The 19,872-nt window shown below is 40.3% G+C and carries 12 protein-coding genes; 3 read left to right on the forward strand and 9 right to left on the reverse strand.

Features of this window, described 5'->3' with window-relative positions:
* Nucleotides 1-43: 43 nt before the first annotated feature.
* The 3 genes from CBW18_RS03460 to CBW18_RS03470 form a co-directional block, all read right to left on the reverse strand.
* On the reverse strand, nt 44-2,299 hold the full coding sequence (locus CBW18_RS03460) for a GH92 family glycosyl hydrolase (protein WP_088299829.1): 2,256 nt from the start codon (nt 2,297-2,299) through the stop codon (nt 44-46).
* Between the two features lie 88 nt (nt 2,300-2,387).
* On the reverse strand, nt 2,388-4,079 hold the full coding sequence (locus CBW18_RS03465) for a S41 family peptidase (protein ID WP_088299830.1): 1,692 nt from the start codon (nt 4,077-4,079) through the stop codon (nt 2,388-2,390).
* Between the two features lie 204 nt (nt 4,080-4,283).
* Nucleotides 4,284-4,499, reverse strand: coding sequence for a hypothetical protein (locus CBW18_RS03470; RefSeq protein ID WP_029281875.1), 216 nt, complete (start codon nt 4,497-4,499; stop codon nt 4,284-4,286).
* Nucleotides 4,500-4,658: 159 nt separating this feature from the next.
* Between CBW18_RS03470 and CBW18_RS03475 the strand changes: the two genes are divergently transcribed.
* The gene (locus CBW18_RS03475; RefSeq protein ID WP_088299831.1) at nt 4,659-5,261 is read left to right on the forward strand and encodes a porin family protein; all 603 of its coding nucleotides are present in this window, start codon (nt 4,659-4,661) and stop codon (nt 5,259-5,261) included.
* A gap of 70 nt (nt 5,262-5,331) precedes the next feature.
* Here CBW18_RS03475 and CBW18_RS03480 read toward each other — a convergent pair whose 3' ends face one another.
* The 3 genes from CBW18_RS03480 to CBW18_RS03490 are packed head-to-tail and all read right to left on the reverse strand — an operon-like array spanning nt 5,332 to nt 10,838.
* Entirely contained in the window at nt 5,332-6,147 is an 816-nt protein-coding gene (locus tag CBW18_RS03480) for a DUF4397 domain-containing protein (RefSeq protein WP_088299832.1), read from the reverse strand.
* A gap of 10 nt (nt 6,148-6,157) precedes the next feature.
* Entirely contained in the window at nt 6,158-7,729 is a 1,572-nt protein-coding gene (locus CBW18_RS03485) for a RagB/SusD family nutrient uptake outer membrane protein (RefSeq protein ID WP_088299956.1), read from the reverse strand.
* 10 nt (nt 7,730-7,739) lie between these two features.
* Complete coding sequence (locus tag CBW18_RS03490; protein WP_088299957.1) at nt 7,740-10,838, reverse strand: SusC/RagA family TonB-linked outer membrane protein; 3,099 nt, start codon at nt 10,836-10,838, stop codon at nt 7,740-7,742.
* Between the two features lie 237 nt (nt 10,839-11,075).
* Here CBW18_RS03490 and CBW18_RS03495 point away from each other — a divergent pair, with 237 nt between their 5' ends.
* Nucleotides 11,076-11,822 (forward strand): DeoR/GlpR family DNA-binding transcription regulator, encoded by a 747-nt coding sequence (locus tag CBW18_RS03495; protein ID WP_088299958.1) that lies wholly within the window; start codon nt 11,076-11,078, stop codon nt 11,820-11,822.
* Between the two features lie 35 nt (nt 11,823-11,857).
* Here CBW18_RS03495 and CBW18_RS03500 read toward each other — a convergent pair whose 3' ends face one another.
* From CBW18_RS03500 to CBW18_RS03510, 3 genes are all read right to left on the reverse strand, one after another.
* Nucleotides 11,858-13,153, reverse strand: a complete 1,296-nt coding sequence (locus CBW18_RS03500) for a RagB/SusD family nutrient uptake outer membrane protein (RefSeq protein ID WP_088299833.1) — start codon at nt 13,151-13,153, stop codon at nt 11,858-11,860.
* Nucleotides 13,154-13,171: 18 nt separating this feature from the next.
* Nucleotides 13,172-16,321: a SusC/RagA family TonB-linked outer membrane protein gene (locus CBW18_RS03505; protein WP_088299834.1), complete on the reverse strand. Its 3,150-nt coding sequence runs from the start codon at nt 16,319-16,321 to the stop codon at nt 13,172-13,174.
* A gap of 106 nt (nt 16,322-16,427) precedes the next feature.
* Complete coding sequence (locus CBW18_RS03510; protein ID WP_088299835.1) at nt 16,428-17,624, reverse strand: anhydro-N-acetylmuramic acid kinase; 1,197 nt, start codon at nt 17,622-17,624, stop codon at nt 16,428-16,430.
* A gap of 142 nt (nt 17,625-17,766) precedes the next feature.
* On the opposite strand from CBW18_RS03510, the gene nagB reads away from it, so the two are divergent.
* Nucleotides 17,767-19,692: a glucosamine-6-phosphate deaminase gene (gene nagB / locus CBW18_RS03515; RefSeq protein WP_088299836.1), complete on the forward strand. Its 1,926-nt coding sequence runs from the start codon at nt 17,767-17,769 to the stop codon at nt 19,690-19,692.
* Nucleotides 19,693-19,872: the final 180 nt, after the last annotated feature.

Below are 19,872 nucleotides of genomic sequence, written 5' to 3' on the forward strand. Positions count from 1 at the left end.
GGATGAACATCGGCATATTGCTGACATTCATCCAACTAATAATTTATTTTCCCGAAACCGGTCTGTCACTTGCTGATATACCCCATAATTTAGAGGGTTGATTTCCCATATAAATTGTCATGTAACCACCTTCTACAATGGTTTTATGTAGGATAAATGATTTGGTATATGGCTTCCCATTTAATAGGATTCGCTGAATATATTTGTTTTCGCTGGTGTTATCAATTACGTTTATATCAAACGTTTTTTTGTTGGGCAAATTAATCGTGGCATTCTTAACCAGAGGCGTACCAAAAACATAGGCTCCATTGGCAGGATTTACCGGATAAAATCCTAGGGCAGAAAACACATACCAGGCACTCATTTGTCCAACATCTTCATTACCACATAATCCATCTGGCTTGGAAGTATAGAAGTCGTGATCAATTTTACGGATTAAATCTGCGGTTTTCCATGGCTGACCAGCATAAGCATATAAATATGGAATATGGTGCCCAGGCTCATTACCTTGTGCATAATTACCAATCAATCCAGAAATGTCTGGCGAGCTTTCCTTACCTAAATCAGCAGGAACAATAAACAGGGAATCCAGTTTGTTTACAAAAGGCTTATCGCCACCGAAAAGATAAATTAAACCTTCTACATCCTGTGGCACCAACCAGGTATATTGCCATGCATTTCCTTCCGTGTAATCATCCTCACGGTGTTTGGCTGCAACCGGACTAAATGGTGATTTCCATTTCCCATCAGCCAATTTACCCCTCATAAACTGCACATCCTGATCAAAGTATTGCGCATACAAACCAGCTCTTTTACTGAAATACTGATAATCATCCGTTTTGCCCAACGATTTTGCAAACATGGCAATACAATAATCATCAATGGCATATTCTAATGCTTTGGCAACAGATTCATTTACTTTATCTGCCGGGATATATTTCAATTTCTGAATGTAATCAATGCCATCAGTTTTCTGCATGGCAGATTGTTTCACAGCTTCGTAAGCCAGATTGACATCAAAACCACGGTAACCTTTTAAATAAGCATCAACCACTACCGGTACGGCATGGTAACCCACCATGGTATTGGTTTCATTGCCCATTAAATGCCAAACAGGCAACTTTCCTTGTTCTTTGTAAATGGCCAGCATGGTGTTCACCACATCATTCACTTTATCCTGATGAAGGATAGTATAAAGTGGATTGGCTGCCCGATAGGTATCCCAAAGCGAAAAGGTAGTCAGGTTGTTGAAACCAGCCGCATGATGAATTTTCTTATCTGTACCTAAATAATCTTTATTCACATCATTAAACAATGATGGTGCAACCATCGTATGATAAAGTGCGGTATAAAAGACTTTTTTAGTGTTTGCTGAAGCATCAATTTTTACTTTTGACAATTCTTTTTCCCACTTTGCATCAGCTGCTTTTACGGTAGATGCAAAATCCCACCCTGGCAATTCAGTTTTTAAATTTAATAGCGCATTCTCCGTACTTACCGGCGATAAGGCTACTTTAATCTGCAATTGATTTTGCTTAACTGATGCAAAATCAATTACCGCCTTAATTTTTTCACCACTTACATCAGTACCCTTTACAAGTTTATCGTCGCTATAGATAGAAAACTTCTGTAAAGGTTGAGAAAGCTTAATCACGAAATACAACCGCTGATCGTTGGCCCAGCCTTTAGAGTTTCTATGTCCTACAATTGTAGTGGCATCCAGTTGTTTAAATGAAGCGTTAACAGGCTTATCCCACCCAATCCCTTCAATCAAATCAATAATAACATGAGGGGTTGCTGTTTTTTTAGGAAAGGTATACTGATGGAAACCAACACGTTCGGTGGCCGTTAATTCTGCTTTAATTTTGTACTTATCCAGCAATACGCTATAATAACCTGCTTTTGCCACTTCATTTTCATGTGAAAACGTGGAAAGATATCCTTTATCTTCCTCACCCTTTTTACCTTTTTGCAGAATGATTTCTCCGGAGGCTGGCATAATGGAAATATCTCCAAGATCACCAATTCCGGTACCACTTAAGTGGGTATGTGAAAACCCCGTGATGGTATTGCTCACATAGTTATATCCACTGCACCAATCCCAACCTTCAAAAACATTATCTGGCCCCAGCTGTACTGCCCCAAAAGGGACATTGGCACCAACAAAAACGTGACCATGCTTAGCAGAACCAATAATGGGATCAACAAACTTGGTTAAATGGGCAGTTTTCTGGGCATGCACATTTGCAGATAAAAGGAGTGCGGTAAATAAAACAGGTGTAAGTTTCTTAAAATTCATGGTTTATTATTCGGTATTTGATAAATCGTTTTACTAAATTAGATAATAATAGCTCGTTATGTTAAAATATTTTTCAATAATGACAGGATTAATCTAGTGAGGCCGTTTCTTTAATGGGTTTACCAATTACTTTGTAATTCCCATCGCCCTTTAAAATCGCTAACATCTGGGGCTGATTACCAAACAAAGCCTTAGCTGCCATCAACTCCTTATCATATTGAAAACTTTGCTCGATTCTCCCCCTTTCATAAAAATAGCGGCTCACAATTTGTGTTTCCAAAACTCTTTTGATCTCTGATTTATGCGTGGCTACGTCTGTTTTTTTAGAGATGGTCAGTTTATATTTCAAATTTTCAAGGTCAGCTTTAACTTCTGCCGATTTATTTTCCTTCTCGGCTTCCCGCCGTAAATCAGACAGCAACCTTTCGGTTTTGCTTTGATAGGTCAGGTCTTTATCTGCTAAGGTATTCACAAAAGCAGTATAATCGGCATCAGATAGCTGAAAAGTTTTTGCAGATTCGAGCTTGGGGTTAGTTTTCCGGTATTGATTGGCATAGTTGAAAAATAAATTTTTACCAATCATGGAGATGGTTACCGGGCTTAGTTTATCGGCATTAACCACCACATCCGGATAGACGCCATTACCACTGTATACATTTCTTCCAGCTTTGGTTTGAAACATCATCATGGTTGAATCAGCAAAACGCTCTGCCACGCCATCGGCATTTTTGTGCGTATAATCCAGTTTTTGAATGCACCTGCCTGATGGGGTATAATATTTAGCAACCGTTACTTTTACCAAACTGTTGTAGGGCAGATTAAAGGTTTGTTGAACCAGGCCCTTTCCATAACTCCGCTGCCCCACCACAATTGCCCGATCAAGATCCTGCAGCGAGCCGGCTACAATTTCTGATGCAGATGCAGAGTTTGCATTGACCAGCACTACTAATGGAACATCAAGAGCAACCGGAGGATATTGGGTTTTATAGGCAATTGTTTTTTCAAGATTTTTGCCCTTCTGGGTAACAATGAGCTGATCTTTTTGCACGAACAGGTTCACAATCTTTACGGCTTCCTGTAATATTCCGCCACCATTATTCCGGAGGTCAAGAATAATTCCCTTTGGATTTTCCTTATTGATATTCAAAAGGGCATCCTTTACTTCCTGACCAGAATTTTCTAAAAACTTATCCAGTTTGATATACCCCACACCATCGCCTACCATACCTGAATAGGATACATTTGGCTGTTTGATTTCCTCGCGAATAATTTTCTTCTGGAGTTCTTTACCTTCCCTAAACAAAACCAGGTCTACCGGAGTACCTTTAGGCCCGCGCAATAACTGGCTGATTTCAGCCCTTTCCTTCCCCTTAACTTCAACTCCGTTTATTTTTACGATCTGATCACCGGCCTTTACTTCACCTTTATTAGCCGGGTAGCCTTCGCTTACTTCATTCACGAAAAGTTTGCCCGCAATCAAAACGGTACTGGCACCAATGCCGCCATATTGGGTACTGACATATTTAAGCTTATAATCTTCAATTTCAGATTCAGGCACATATTCAGTATAAGGATCAAGGCTATCCAGCATGGCATCAATACCGGTTTTCATCAGTTGTGGTGCATTGGTATCGTCAACATAATTGATATTGATTTCCTTATAAAGGGACGCGAAAATATCGAGATTTTTAGAAACCAGGAATAAGTCTTCTTTAAATGAAAATGATAAAATCGCCATACAACACCCTGCGGCTAAAAAAGCATATTTTATTTTTTTCATCCTTGCTAATATTATAATGGTGACACGAATAAAGATTGCTAAACAGAGATTTGACTGTATCTTAATACAACATGAAGTGCATTGAAAAACAATTCCTGACCGTACAGGTGTAAATGTACAAAAAGAGATAAATATTAAAAATACTTATTCAGGTCCAGCGTAAATAAAGCGTTACGAAATGAAAGGTAAATTTTTAAAGAAGGATTACAATCTGTTTCCTTTAGTATCAGCAAGGGCTTTCTGAATGGTAAATTCAATGTAAGTGCGGTCGCGTTTTACCAGGCGCATTAAATCCTGCACCAGTTCATCTTCCTTGCCAGGTGTAAATTCCAATGGCTCATTAGCTAAGTCGCGGTACTTTCTCAAGAACTTTGTTTTTACTTTAAATGCGGTTTCAGCGGTAAGTTGAAAATTAGCCATAGCAGATTTTATTTGATGCAAAAGTAAAAAATATTTGCGCACTATAATATCTTTTTACCAATGAGTAATAAAAAAAGAGAGCTATACAATATCTGGCATGATAATTTTGTTAAAAATTCGTTATTTATCCAATAAAAAACACGCAAAAATTTAAAGACAATGAAAAAATTTATTCTCCCTATTGTTTTCCTGACCCTGGGTTGGGCAACATCGCAAGCACAAACATTTAATCTTGGTGTTAAAGCCGGTGTAAATTTAGCCAAACTTAATGCTGATTTTGCCAGTGAAGAAAATCGCTTAGGCTATCAGGTAGGTGCCTGGGCCCGTATTGGCGGCGCAAGTTTTTATGTACAGCCCGAAGCTTATATTGGTAGTAAAGGCAATAAATTCATCAGCTTTACCAATAATAACAATAATGAAGTAACTGCAGAAGGTAAAGTGAGATTTACTACACTGGATGTGCCAGTTTTATTAGGCACCAAGTTTGGGGCTAAAAACCTAAATTTCAGGGTGATGGCCGGACCTGTAATTTCATTTATTTTGGATGAAAACTCGAGTTTTAGCTCGGCTTACCAGCAAGCTACTGATTTTGACAACTATAAAAATCAGGCCCTTGGCTTACAGGCGGGTGCCGGTGTTGATATAGGTGCCATTTCAGTTGATTTACGTTATGAAGCAGGTCTTTCCAACATTAGTAAAAGTGAAAAATACAGCCAGAAACCGAACTTATTTCAGTTGAGTTTAGGATTTAAGATCTTGTAATCTATTTATTTAAACCTCAACAGGCAACCCGTTATGTTGCTCGTTGAGGTTTAATGTCGGCGCAGTTAAATTATTGATTAGCCGTATTATCTATTAATGGCCTTGTTGCGGCTGTTGCCGATGTTATGGTGATATCACCTCTTGCACCAACAGTGTACGTTCTGCCTCCAAGGAAAGGTACAACTCCATTAGTTGTGCCGTTTCGGGAAATGATATTGATTCCTGATGCTGAATATCTTACATATAACTCATAACTCCCGATAGGAACAGGCACAAATACTGAACCTGCTTTATAAGCTATACCAGTTGCGACAACCGTTTCTAAACCCGATACAGCATTTTTAATAACCAGGGTCATGGGGGAGTTCCCGTTTGGAATAGCATTTACAAAACGAACATAAGCGACCATGTTGCTTGCATTGTTAGGTGGTAAAACATCTTCCAGAATAAATGATTCTGCCGTTTTTGTCGCGCTATTATAAATGCCACCGGTGTAAAGAGAATAATATTTTCCTTTTTCCAGATTGGAATTAACTTCTGATATGGTAACATTGGCATTAGCTGTGGCAGTAGAAGGGATTATTCCGTTTATCTTATAAGTTGCTGGATTAATAACACTGTAATTTGAAGCTGGGTAAACAGCGCCATATGCCGTTCCCGCTGTACTTTCCGAACCGGTATTGCTCAGGATCCCGGAAACCTTTACACCATTGGCATAAAAGTTTACAGAAGGGGAACCGGCTGTAAAATTAAAATATTTGATTCGCGCAACTTCAGTAGCTTCAATTGGTATATCAATTACCTGTATGCTATTGTCTTTTTTACAAGAGAAACTTATGATCGGAATTAGCAGAACCGCTAAATGACCTATATTTTTTATTTTCATGATTAGCTGATTAAGGTTGAATAATCCAGGTTTCTTTGGTATGATAATCAGTGGCTAAACCACCTATAACGCTCAATGCCTGCCTGTTCCATACGTATTCAGAATTATACCGGGGCCTGATTCTATATGCTGGTTTACCAACATTTTCCGAATATAGTGTTACCGGAAAAACATAGCCTAAATAGATCTGTTTTCCGGTTAAGGGATCGGTGTCTGTATAATGATATCTTCTTAGATCCATCCAGGTTTCCAAATGACCCCATCCCCATTGCGCAATATATTTCTGACACATAATTTGTGTTAGTGTTAAATCGGCAGCATTTGCAGGAACAATAGATGGCGTATTCATATATGCGGCTTTCTCGGTGCTGGTAATTTGTGTTGGAGATTGATTATCTTCAAGATTCCTTGCATTAACGAAATCTATATGGGATGAGATGCCATTCTTTAACGCCGCAAGGGCAGTTACTTTGTCTCCTTTTTTAAATGCAGCTTCTGCTTTAATGAACTGAAGTTGAGCATAGGTCATCACAGGTAATTTACATTTATCAGAGAAAATATACCTTCCCTGGGTATTTGCTGCCGGTGCTGAAATGGAAGCAAGATTCCACAAGTTATTGGGTAGCTGGCTGGATGTAAAAGCACCGGTTCCTGCTCCTGTCACAATACCTCTGTATACACCATCAGGAGAAGGCGAAAGCATTCTGCTCATCCTGGGATCCACTACACCCGCAAACTGGGTTCCGTTCATTAGGTTCACAATGAAAGAGGTTTGTCTGTATGTTTGCATATTGCCCCTGGTTGGTCCTAAAAAGTTTCTGTCATCATTACCGGTAATGCCGGGATATCCCATTAAAGCATCATCATTATTACTGGCGAATGACTTATCAACAGCGGCGATGACATCATCTGGTTTATAGCTGGATTTATTGCTGAAATGATTCAAGTTTAGCGCAAGCATCGCATAGGCCAGTTTTGTCCACTTCGCTCTGTCGCCTTTGTAAAGAATATCGGTTTTTCCCAAAAACGCAGCATCTACTGCTCCATCCGTTCTTGCCAAATTTGCGATGGCAGCATTCAGTAAACGCTGAACTTCCTGATAAGCATATTCCTGACTATCATAGTCAAAAACATTTCTGGTAGGATCTATAGCCTGTTTAATGATAATCTCACCATGAATATCGGTCAGGGTTTGCCAGCCCCAGGCTTTTAAAATCTGCCCGACACCTAATAAATCCCAACGTTGTTCAGCCTCTGCCTTGGTATTCATATCAATCAGATTCTGACCAAAGCTCCAATATACATCCCGCCACAATTGTGCACCATTATCTGACACCGGGTCATAGCCCTGGAGATCCCATGTAGTACCAGAAGTTGTTGAAGTCCAGTTTTGTGTATATCTTCCAATAAACCGTCCGTCATACTGTGGAGCTGTTACCATCCAGTGAATCATTGGTGACAGATACAAATTTGCTGTTACAGTTTGCGGAGCATTGGGGTTGGTATTTACATCCAGGTATTTTTTACAGCTACTAACTGAAAGTAGAATTCCGGTTAGCAATACTAAATATATCTTTTTCATATTTTCTATATTATAATCCAATCTTAATTCCAAAGTTTAAACCAATTGGCATTGGAAAGTTACCATAATCAATACCTGATGCCCCGGAACCACCAACAGCTGCAGTATTGCCATTAACTACAGGATCAAGGCCTGTATAATTTGTGATTAAGAATAAATCCGTCCCTGTGGCAAAAACACTTGCGCTTTTGATAAAATTTTGCTTTTTAAATAAGGTTTGTGGTAACTTATAACTGAAGGTGACATCTCTTAGCCTTATCCAATTGATATCTTTTTCAATAAATAGTTCCTCACTTGCATTAGAATAAAAAGAGTTTTGATAATAGGGCACAAATGCAATATTATTCACTGTTGGATTGGCTGTATTTTCTCTACCATCCTGCAATACGCCCGGAATGATTCTTGGGGTCAGTCTGTTTAATGTAGTATTGCTTAAACCAATCGTTGTTAGAAAGTGCTGGGTAGCATTTAATACATCGCCGCCTTTTCTGATATCAAGTAAGAAGGATAGCGACATGTTTTTATAGGTGAACGTATTTGTTAAGCCGATGGTAAAGTCTGGCTGCCTGTCATAACCACCTTCAACAAAAACGGTAGAACGCACCGGAATTCCGGTAGTTGGATTTATTAACAATTGCCCCTGGTTATTCCGAAGGTAAAATAGTCCTGTTAATGATCTTGTTGAATTTCCCGGGGTATTCCCGTTACGCACGTTCGCATATAGCCATGTATCAGAAACGTAAGATTCTGGTAATTCATTCGGAAGTGAAAGTACTTTTCCACGCGCAGATTCAAAGTTTGCCAGAACATCCCAATTAAAATTGCTGGTTTTTACTGGCGTTCCTCGTAATGTAAGTTCTATACCTTGATTTCTCGTTGATCCACCGTTAAGATTTAAGAGTATAAAGCCCGTGGCATAACTGCTTCTGATATCGTTTACGATCTGATCAGTTGTTTCTTTACGATACACCGTCACATCCAGGCCTAAACGGTTATTCAGAAATCCCAGCTCTGCTCCAAATTCATATGATTTTGCAAATTCGGGTTTAAGCCCCGGATTAGGACCTGTGAAGCCATAACCATAGCCCCCGTTAGAGGTTGTCTTATTTTCCAGGCTCGGAACATAAGCATATGGTCTTGCATCTTTACCAACATTAGCATAAGCAGCTCTCAACTTTCCATAATAGAAAATGTTTTTAAGCCCCTTAAAAGCCGGAACATCAGTAAAAACAAAACTACCCTGAACTGATGGGTACCAGAAGGAATAACGATCTATAGGAATAGTGGAAGTACGGTCATTTCTCACAGTTCCGGTCAGGAATAAATAATTTTTATAATCAAAAGTTGCCCTGGCAAAAAAGCTCACTAAACGACGTTGTGTAATTGTTGTTCTTACCAACTTAGTTCCCACATTATTTAAAGAGTTAAAATTAGGATCTAAGAAGCCTTCTCCATAACCCGCATCTACATTAGATTTCAGGTTTTGCAATGAATTACCCAAAGTTGCATCAAAGGAAATATCGCCGGTTAGCTTTTGTTTATTTAAATTAATCAGGTTTTGAAGGTTGATATTCCTTGTTACGTCATTGGCTACATCTATCGTTCCGCCTCTGCTAAAGCCTGAAGCACTTTCCGGATGGCGTACAATTAAGTTTTGGTTGGTATAAGAATCCATACCAATATTGGTTTTGATGTTCGCCCACGAAAATGGGGTTATGGTTAAGCCAAGGTTGGAAATAATCCTGCTGGTTTTAGAATTAATAATATTTTTATTCACATTGAAATAGGGATTATCAATTTCAGCATTGCCAGCAGATCCGTAAGCCAATAACCTTCTTGTACCTGCCGGTGTAAGATAGTTAGAAGCCTGATCAGTTTGCGGCCAGGCCAGCAGGCCAAGTAAAGGCCCGATACTTCCTTTTAAGGGTTGGTCATTTACCGCATAACTGTAATTCATAGATAAATCTGTCTTTAACCAGCTATTTACAGTGCCTTGTGATGCTCCTGTTAAGTTAATTCTCTGGTACGCGGAATTTGGCACCACACCTTCCTGATCTGTATATGCACTTGAAATCCGGTAATTCATTTTTTCAGAGCCACCTTCAAATGATAAATTATGCCTTTGCGTAAACCCAGTTTGAAAGAAATCCTTTACATTATCATAGAACTGCGTTCCTTCAGCGTAAGCCGGACCGAAATATTGATAGATATTATTTAATGTAGATACTGATCCAGGAGCGCCACTCCCACCTAATCCATATTCTTTCTGAATTTCAGGATAAGCTCTCGTTGTCTCCACCCTGAAACTATTACTATAATTGATTGCACCACTACCAGCCTTTGCCCTCTTTGTAGTAATGACAATTGCACCGTTAGCCGCATCAATTCCATAAAGCGCAGCAGCTTCAGGACCTTTTAAAACCACTAAACTTTCAATGTCTTCCGGATTGATATCTGCAGAACGATTAGTAAAATCAACCCCTCTGTTACTAAATGATGTGTTTGAACTTGCATCTGAAACAAAGGCTGAAGTACTTAACGTTTTGTTATCAATTGGTAAACCGTCAACAATCATTAATGGTTGATTATTCCCGCTGATAGAACTTACTCCGCGAATGGTTATGGAGGATGATGCCCCCGGAACACCTGAAGAGCTTGTTACCTCAACACCCGCAACACGTCCCTGCAAAGCATTGATAAAATTTTCGCGTTGCGTTTCGGCTATTACAGCACCTGAAACGGTTTGTTGGGATGTACCTAATTCGCGTTTTTTCACTGTATTACCCAAAGCAGTTACCACAACTTCATCAAGACCCTTAGCATCAGAAACTAAAGAAACATTGATGATTTTGTTTGTACCGACATTTCGTTCAACGGCCTTATATCCGATATAGGAAAATGCAAGAACATCAGTTTCCAATGCTTTAATCGTGTAATTCCCGTCGCCATTGGTTTGTGCAACGGTTGTGGTTCCTTTTACCCGGATGGAAACACCGGGGATTGGACCATCTGTAGAGGAGACTTTACCCGTGATGGTAATTTGTTGTGCAATGGCATGTGCCAGCAACAAAAAAGTACCCATAATGGTGAGTAGTAGTTTTTTTTTCATAAACTGCCTGGTTTGAAATGAAATGAGTTTAGTTTGATATAGTTGTTTGCCAATATTTTCAAACACGCATAATCACGCATATTTTTCCAATATTTAGCTAATATCATAAATGTTTTCCATTTAAAAAACAAATAGTCAAGATTTTAACATTCTAATCCCAATATATTATTGCAACAAACCGCAAAAACACGCAATACAAATAAATCTTATATTTACTTCCGTAAAAAATACCTCAGTATGCTTAAAAAAGAACGCCACGATTTTATTATGCGCCAGATCAACCTGCATAACCGTGTACTTACTTCCGATCTGGTTCAATTGCTTAACGTATCTGAAGATACCATCAGGCGAGACCTACAGGAACTTTCAGATGAAGGCTTGCTTTTTAAAGTTCATGGTGGCGCACTATCTAAATCTTACCATAGTTCTTTCGATGACAGTACGGTTTATGCCAGAGACAGTAAAATCATTATTGCTAAAAAAGCAACCGGCCTGATCACAGACGGAATGGTGGTTTTAACTGGTGGCGGCACCACCATTTTAGAGTTTGTAAAGCAGCTTCCGCAAAACATAGCGGCTACTTTTTTTACCATCAGCCCCCTGGTGGCGGTAGAGTTGGCTAAATACGATAATATAGAAGTGATACTGATTGGTGGTTTATTTTCTAAAAATTCGCAGGTTACTTATGGCGGACAGGTGATTACCCAACTTGCTGAACTCAAAGCAGACTTATGCCTGATGGGTACAAGTGCCATTCATCCCGAAGAGGGACTGACAGACACTTACTGGGAAATTAACCAGCTTAAAAAAGCCATGCTGGCGTCCTCAAAAAAGACTGCAGTATTGTGTATTTCAGAGAAACTGGATATTGCGCTGCGTTTAAGGGTATGCCCCATTGAAAGCATCAGCTACCTCATTACCGAACTGGATCAGGATCATGAGTCATTAACAAGATACCAGAACAGGGAGGTGCATATTTTATAGAAATGGAGCCCCGAAGATTCGGAGCCCCATTCGTGTTAAAAACCTGGATCTGCAGGTGTATTCGGATTGTTATCTCTTTCCTGGAAGGGATAAGGAAAAAAGTTACGCTTCCGGTTCGCGACTGGCTGGTTAAATCTCCTCATATCTTCAATTTTTAAGCCTGAAGCATATAATTCAATGGAACGGTGTTTATAAATTAAATCCAGCAACTGCTGTTGTGTATAAGTTCCGCTCAGCGGTGGCAATGCTGCCGTTACACCAAAAACATCTGTCGTTTTGGTAACGACTTTATTCAGTTCGGCCAAAGCATTTGACAAATCCGGCTGCCGGGCGTAAGCCTCTGCCTTAATTAATGTCATTTCTCCAGGCAGATAAATTGGAAAAGGCGTTGTTGTACTGGCCGCAAAGCCATTCATCCGGATGGTTGCCACCTGACTTCCAGCAAAAATAGTATAGAATGGGATTCTTTTATCTCCGGCATCAGGCACATCAGCACCTGTCAGACCCAAATTTACATTGGATGGCTGAAAAACATTATTCGAAGAAATAATGGTAAATAAAATATTTGGTGATGTGGCATCAAAGTTAAAAGAAGATGCTTTTGTTAAATCTACTTCATTTGCTTCCGATAAAGCCAGTGAATAATTACCGGAAAACAAGGCATATCTTGCCTTTAATGCATGCAAGGTATTTACGATATTGATATTGGGTACATTTGAATTAAAGCCGCTTGAAATTGGATTAGCCGTTATGGTATTTAAAGCATTATCTATTACAGCAATGGCTTTAGCGAAGCCAGCTGCCCTTGTAATAAATGCGACATTTTTCCCTGTTCCATCTGGTATTTTTTCCCAGTATTGAGATAGATTGCCAATAGCAAGTGCCTTAAAAATGCTGGAATAGGCAATCAGGCCGGATGCATATCCTTTATCACCAAGGTTACCTGCATTGGTAATCACTAAATCAGCATCATAAACAATCTTATTTGCGCTTGTCCACAGGTTAAATAAAATGGTATTCGTACCATCCACAGCTGCTCCGCCTGTACTTAACTGTAATTCAGGAATATTTCCAGAATTCAGTAAGGAAAGTTCATTGGTAACAAAACCATTGGCGGCAACAGCATTAAACATCACCCCTGTTCTGCTTAAGGTATAAACCCTTTGCAAACCAATGGCCACAGCCGTCAGACCTTGCTGATTAGTGAGTGCTACAGCTGTTTTTGCCCTGGATGGATCCTGATACTCTTTGGTACAGGAAGCTAAACCCATTGCCCAAGTGAAAGCAAGGCAAGTGATATATTTTGAGGTAGTGAATTTTAAACTTTTCATAAATTTTTCCTTTGCCGATTAAAATTTAACTTGTAAACCTAAACTAAAGGTTCTTGGAATGGGAACCGATCCAAAATCGATATTTCTTAAAATAGTAGACTGACCGCCTGAGTTCACTTCAGGATCATATCCTTTGTAATGATCCCATGAAACCAGGTTTCTTCCGCTTAAAGTAATGGTCAGATCGCGCAGGTATTTAACTTTACCTACATTATAGCTTAAAGAAACTTCTCTTAACTTCACAAAAGATCCATCATCAATCCGCCATTCTTCCGTAGCGTACACACCGGCCACATAACCTCTCGGCAACTGGCCGAGTTGTTCCGCTTCTGCCACTTTACCACTTCCTACACCCTGGCGTGTTCTCCAGTCGGCATTCCAAACGTCACCCCCCTGAACAGCATCTAACTGCACATGAAGATTAAACTTTTTATAAGAGAAATCATTCACAAAGGAAGCCGTGTAATCAGGATTCGGGTTACCCAGCACTTTACGCAAGGTTGTTCCGGTAGGCAAACCATCGGTGCCACGCTGCGGTGTAAAGGTGGTTGCCGAATTCTGTATTCCACGCTCCAGCTGCGGAATTCCGGCAGCGTTGGTTAATAAGCTGCCATCCGGATTCCGGGCAAAGAAAGTTCCATAAAACACACCGATTGCTTCACCATCAATAATGGCCACGGGCGCACCAGGATTGGTTGAGAATAACCTTAAACCACCAACATTAAGTGCCTGGTTTCTGTTTCTATTAAAAACTACGGTGGTATTCCAGCTAAAATCTTTTGATTTTATTGGCGTTCCATTCAACACCAGTTCAATTCCCTTATTCCTCAGCGATCCGATGTTATCCAGAAAACTAGAAAATCCGGTAGATGGAGCGGTAACGCTGGCGATTAACAAATCACTTACCTTTTTATTGTACCAGTTAAACTGCAACCCAAGTCTGTTTTTAAAAAAAGATAAGTCGGTACCCAACTCCAGTTCACGCTGACGCTCTGGTTTAACATTTTCATTAGCCAAAGTCGCGCTCGAAAACAAGGATGCCCGACCTAAAAAAGACTGTGTTGAATAGGCATTGATCCTGTCGTAAGCACCAATACCTGTTAAATTACCCGATTCTCCATAGGCAGCCCGGATTTTAAAAGTATCCCACCAGGAGGAAACACCCAGATTTTTCCAGTAATCAGCTGATGACAACACATAACTTGCGTTGCCTTTGAAATAAGTTTGTGTCCGGTTATCGGCACCAAATACGGTAGATTGATCAACACGAACAGCTCCTGTTAAGAAAAAGTGATCCCTGTATTTAAAAGTCTGCTGTAAATATGCTCCTGTTACAGAAAGCTGTGTTCTGCCATCCATACTAGGCAGTTGGGTTGCCGCAGCATTAACCGTTTCAATTAAAGGAGCTAAACCCCTACCATTTACCAATTGATATCGCGTTTGCTCATACTGAAAGGAATATCCTAATTGAGTTGTTGAAGCAATTTTATCACTGATTTTAGCCTGGTAAGTGGCATTGATATCATTGTTAAACTGAAAGGCATTATTACTCGCTGCACTGGCATAACCGTTTAGCGTACCATCCAGTGTTGCGCCGCCACCATAAAAATCGGGGTTTACGTTATAAGCAAACGGCGGAATATAAGTAGAACCATTTGAACCAGAATTATCTACACCAACCAGGAAATTTAACGTTAGGTTTTTTACTGGATTAAGTTTCAGATTGGCACTTGAAATGATTCTGTTGGTTTCCTGACGTTGTTTAATATCTTCAATTACGGAAACCGGATTTACCCGGCCACGCTCTCCAACCGCCAGCAGATTGCCATTGGCATCTCTTGCAAAAATATCATGGAAGTTACCAATAATGGTGACCGAATTCATCGGAGAAAAAAAAGAGTTACCGTCGGGTTTCTCCTTGGCCGCACTCCTGATGTAATTCATACCTACACTTAAAGATGCCCAATCGGTGATCTTCTGATCTACGTTTGCCCGCAGGTTGTACCTTGAAAAATCGGTGTTTTTAATGATCCCCTGATTGGTGAAATAACTTGCTGAAGTATAAAACTTAGTATTATCTGTTCCTCCGCTGATAGAAACGGTATTGTCGGTACCGTATCCGGTCTGGAAAATATAATCCTGATAATTATATCGGGTAACCGGGGTCGTATTTGTTAATAAGGCTGCCGTAGTAGCCGGAGGCGTTACCACCGTTTGAATGACATCCTGTGTGAATGAATTTACTGAACCACCAAATTTAACCGGCGACTGGTTCACGTCAATCTGTTTCCGCAATTCGCTCATGGTTAGGCTGGTATTAAAAGTAACCTGCGCTTTCCCGCTTGCACCCCTTTTGGTGAAAATCTGAATTACGCCTGAGTTGGCTCTTGAACCATAAATTGCCGCAGCGGCAGCACCGTTTAAAACTTCAATCCGGTCAATATCCGCTGGATTAATATCGACCATTCTGTTTTGGCCTATACTTCCCACTACGTTTCCGCCATCATAATTTGAAGAAGTATTGGTCACTCTGGTAGTGGAGTTGTTCACGATTACACCATCAATAATGTATAGCGGTTCTGAAGATGAGTTTACAGAACTAATTCCCCTTAACCTCACTGACATTCCACCAGCAGGGTCTCCTGAATTCTGACTGATTTGTGCACCTGCGGTCTTCCCTTGTAAAGAAGACAGTACATTACCGCTCGGCGCTTTATTTAAGTCATCACCTTTTACTGTACTGACATAACTGCCCAATTCCTTTCTGGTTGTTCCGGCAGAGGTACCGGTAACAATAACTTCATCCAAACCAACGGCATCTCCGCTTAATACGCCATTTAACTGGATGGTATTATTTTCACCAAATGTGAGGGATTGTACAGCAGATTTATAACCCACAAAAGAGAAAGATAGCTGATAACTCCCTGGTGCCAGGTCTACGGAAAAAGTATAGGCTCCGCTCCCGTTTGTACTTGTGGCCAGGTTAGTATTTTGTATTTTAACCACCGCCCCGGGAATGGGGGTGTTATTGGCACCATCAGTTACTTTTCCACTAATGGTATACCGTTTGTTTTGCGCCCGTACCGGATCGGTACAATAGAGCAGGAGAAATGGAATCATCAAAATCATAAATAACTTCGATAACCATTGAAGGTAAATTTTTTCCATAAAATTAGGTTAGGGTCAGGATTTTAAACAAATTTAGTAAAATCACTTACAAAGCCAATTTTTATTCCTTGTAATCAGTCTTCCTGGAGAAATCAATTAAATCCAGCTATTGGGGTAAACTGATTTTACCCATGCACACGGAAGGAACTCCTTTTCTGTGGCCAAAATTAATAGGTTTGCCACTAAGCGTTTCATTTGCCAGAACGGCAAACAATACGGCTTCCTTTGCATCTGGATTTATATTTAAATCGGCAGTGGTTCCAAAACTGAAATCAGGCAATTTATCACGCAATAAATTAACCAGCAATGGGTTATGCATCCCGCCACCGCTCATTAAAACCTTTGCCTTTACCTCCCTGACAAAACACTTTTGAATCGCATGAGCAATGGTTTCGGCAGAAAAGTGACAGAGTGTAGCCATTACATCTTCTTTTTTAAGGTTTGCTGTTCCGGAGGCTTTTTGTGCATTCAGCAGATAATCCAGGTTAAACAACTCTGGTCCGGTGGTTTTAGGGAAAGTGGCCTCAAAAAATTCATTGTTCAGCAAGGCGGAAAGCAAATCCTGGTTTAAATTCCCCGATAAACTTATTGCAGCATGTTGATCATAAAACCGATTAAAATGCTGTTGCATAAACTGATCCATCAGGGTATTACCCGGCCCCACATCGGTAGAAAAAACTTCATCTGCCTGCAAACTTCCCGGGAGGTAGGTGAAATTAGCAATGCCCCCGATATTCAGCATGATTCGGTCTTCTGCCTTTTTAGAAAAGATTAAATAATCGCCATATACCGCCAATGGAGCTCCCTCACCACCTGCCGCCAGGTGTTTCTGCCTGAAATCAGATAAGGTAATAATCCCGGTTTTTACGGCAATATGATCACCATCACCAATCTGTAAGGTACCGTTTGGATAATCATTCATCTGATGCAATGATTTTGGTGCATGAAAAATGGTTTGTCCGTGACTGGCGATGAAATCGATCTCTTCATTTTGATAACCCCATTCCTTCAACGCATCATTAATCAACCCGGCATGGGTATCGGCAATCAACTCATTCATCAGGCAAACCAACTGCAGATCCACTTCCTTTTTAGAAAATACCGCCTTAACCTTTGCCCGGAAATCAGGTGTAAAATCTCCAGTTTTAAATTCCAGCACCTCAATATCCGTATCCGCACCGCTTCCACTTACTTTACAAAGTGCAATATCCAAACCATCCATAGAGGTACCGCTCATTAAACCAATAATCAGTCTTTCAGCTTTATTTGCTTTCAGATAGAGGTTTTGAATTTGATTATTCATATTCAGGCTTGATTGTTAAAATTGATAGCGCTTAGTTTTTGTACATCGGGCATTTAATCAATAAAAGTAAATAACCTTTATTAAAAACTGCACATAACTCGCTATCTTTACTGCTCCGTACATTAAAAACCATATAAAAAAAATGGCTAGATTAAATCTACTGGAGGAGACACGTTTCGAGAAACTACCCGTAAGCGTGTTCGAAAATCCAAAAATTGCTTCAGTTAATGTGGCGCACCGAATCGCCAACCTCATTAAATCCAAACAAGCAAGCAACACACCTGCAGTACTGGGCTTAGCAACAGGTGTTACCCCAATTGCAGTTTATGCCGAACTGGTCAGACTGCATCAAGAAGAGGGTTTAAGTTTTAAAAATGTGATTACTTTTAACCTGGATGAGTACTATCCAATGGCGCCAACTGCAGCGCAGAGTTATGTTACGTTTATGAATGAGAATCTTTTCGATCACATCGATATCGACAAGAACAATGTTCATATTCCTGACGGTACCCTGGCACTGGAAGATATTCCGGCCTTTTGCCTGGATTATGAAAAGAAAATTGGTGATTTAGGCGGTTTGGATATCCAGATACTTGGAATTGGCCGTACTGGCCACATCGGGTTTAACGAACCCGGATCGGCACCAAATTCAGGTACCCGATTGGTGACTTTGGATGATCTGACACGCAGAGATGCTGCACGTGATTTCGGTGGAAAAACCTTTGTACCCACCAAAGCCATTACCATGGGTATCGGCACTATTTTTAAAGCAAGGGAAATTATCCTGATGGCATGGAGCCGTAAAAAAGCATCCATCATTAAAAAAGCTGTAGAAGGAGAAATCTCTGGCGAGGTTCCGGCAACCTATCTGCAATTGTCGGATCATGTTGAGTTTATCCTGGATACCCCTGCGGCCTCAGAGTTGACTCGTTTTGATACGCCATGGCTGGTTAAAGATTGCATCTGGACTGACGCATTGATCCGTAAAGCTGTAATCTGGTTGGCCAATACCTTAGGTAAACCGGTATTAAAGTTAACAGAAGATGATTACAACAATAATGGTATGGCGCAACTGGCTACTGAAAAGGGTCCGGTTTACAACATCAACATTCATATTTTCAATAAATTACAACATACCATTACCGGCTGGCCAGGCGGAAAGCCTAATGCTGATGATTCTCAACGTCCGGAAAGAGCTGAACCAGCGAAAAAACGGGTGATTATATTTTCTCCGCATCCTGATGATGATGTAATTTCGATGGGTGGTACCTTCATCCGGTTAGTTGATCAGCAACATGATGTGCATGTAGCTTATCAAACTTCTGGAAATACCGCCGTTTGGGATGATGATGCCTTGCGTTTTGTCGAATTTAATGTAGATTTTACAGAGAAAATGGGCATGGATAACACTCACCTGAAAGATCTTTACCATAAAATGAGGACTTTCATTGAGGCTAAACAACCCAACCAGGTAGATACTCCTGAAATTCAAACCGTTAAAGGATTAATTAGAAAAGGTGAAGCCATTGCTGGTGCGCGTTATTGTGGTTTGGAAGATGATCACATTCATTTCCAGGCACTTCCTTTTTATGAAAGCGGAAAGAACCAGAAAAATCCGGTTACCGATGCAGATATTGATCTAACCATTCAACTTTTACAAAAGGTAAAACCACAGCAGGTTTTTGCTGCCGGTGATTTTGAAGATCCGCATGGAACGCACATTGTTTGCTTCAATATTATTCTTGCGGCTTTAACCCGCCTCCGTGAAACGGAAGAATGGGCTAAAGATTGCTGGTTATGGATGTATCGTGGTGCATGGCATGAATTTGAAACCCATGAAATTGAAATGGCCGTACCCATTTCTCCTCAGGAATTGGAGCGCAAAAGGAATGCGATCTTTAAGCACCAGAGTCAGAAAGACCGGGCTGTTTTTCCGGGCGACGATTCAAGGGAATTCTGGCAACGTGCAGAAGACCGCAACCGTGAAACGGCTAAAGCCTATGATGAACTCGGCCTGGCTGAATATGAAGCCATGGAAGCTTTCGTCAGGTGGAAGTTTCAGGACTAAATAAATTAAGATTTAAGAGGCTGTTTCATAAATACAAAATGTCTTCCTGAGCCTGTCGAAGGACTTGTAAAAAAGCCGTTCAGTGCGTTTCTACAAGTTCAACGTGACAAGATTCAAAGATAAATCGATTTATGACACAGCCCCTTTTTGTTTATTAAACTAAATTGAAAAGAAGTTCTT

The sequence above is a fragment of the Pedobacter sp. AJM genome, from assembly GCF_002197755.1.
GTDB lineage: Bacteria > Bacteroidota > Bacteroidia > Sphingobacteriales > Sphingobacteriaceae > Pedobacter.

Excerpts from the sequence above, each read along its gene's own strand:
- CBW18_RS03490 (WP_088299957.1), bottom strand. The coding sequence starts at position 10,838 with ATGAAAAAAAAACTACTACTCACCATTATGGGTACTTTTTTGTTGCTG.
- CBW18_RS03500 (WP_088299833.1), bottom strand. The coding sequence starts at position 13,153 with ATGAAAAGTTTAAAATTCACTACCTCAAAATATATCACTTGCCTTGCT.
- CBW18_RS03510 (WP_088299835.1), bottom strand. The coding sequence starts at position 17,624 with ATGAATAATCAAATTCAAAACCTCTATCTGAAAGCAAATAAAGCTGAA.
- CBW18_RS03475 (WP_088299831.1), top strand. The coding sequence starts at position 4,659 with ATGAAAAAATTTATTCTCCCTATTGTTTTCCTGACCCTGGGTTGGGCA.
- nagB (WP_088299836.1), top strand. The coding sequence starts at position 17,767 with ATGGCTAGATTAAATCTACTGGAGGAGACACGTTTCGAGAAACTACCC.
- CBW18_RS03505 (WP_088299834.1), bottom strand. The coding sequence starts at position 16,321 with ATGGAAAAAATTTACCTTCAATGGTTATCGAAGTTATTTATGATTTTG.
- CBW18_RS03495 (WP_088299958.1), top strand. The coding sequence starts at position 11,076 with ATGCTTAAAAAAGAACGCCACGATTTTATTATGCGCCAGATCAACCTG.
- CBW18_RS03485 (WP_088299956.1), bottom strand. The coding sequence starts at position 7,729 with ATGAAAAAGATATATTTAGTATTGCTAACCGGAATTCTACTTTCAGTT.
- CBW18_RS03470 (WP_029281875.1), bottom strand. The coding sequence starts at position 4,499 with ATGGCTAATTTTCAACTTACCGCTGAAACCGCATTTAAAGTAAAAACA.
- CBW18_RS03465 (WP_088299830.1), bottom strand. The coding sequence starts at position 4,079 with ATGAAAAAAATAAAATATGCTTTTTTAGCCGCAGGGTGTTGTATGGCG.
- CBW18_RS03480 (WP_088299832.1), bottom strand. The coding sequence starts at position 6,147 with ATGAAAATAAAAAATATAGGTCATTTAGCGGTTCTGCTAATTCCGATC.
- CBW18_RS03460 (WP_088299829.1), bottom strand. The coding sequence starts at position 2,299 with ATGAATTTTAAGAAACTTACACCTGTTTTATTTACCGCACTCCTTTTA.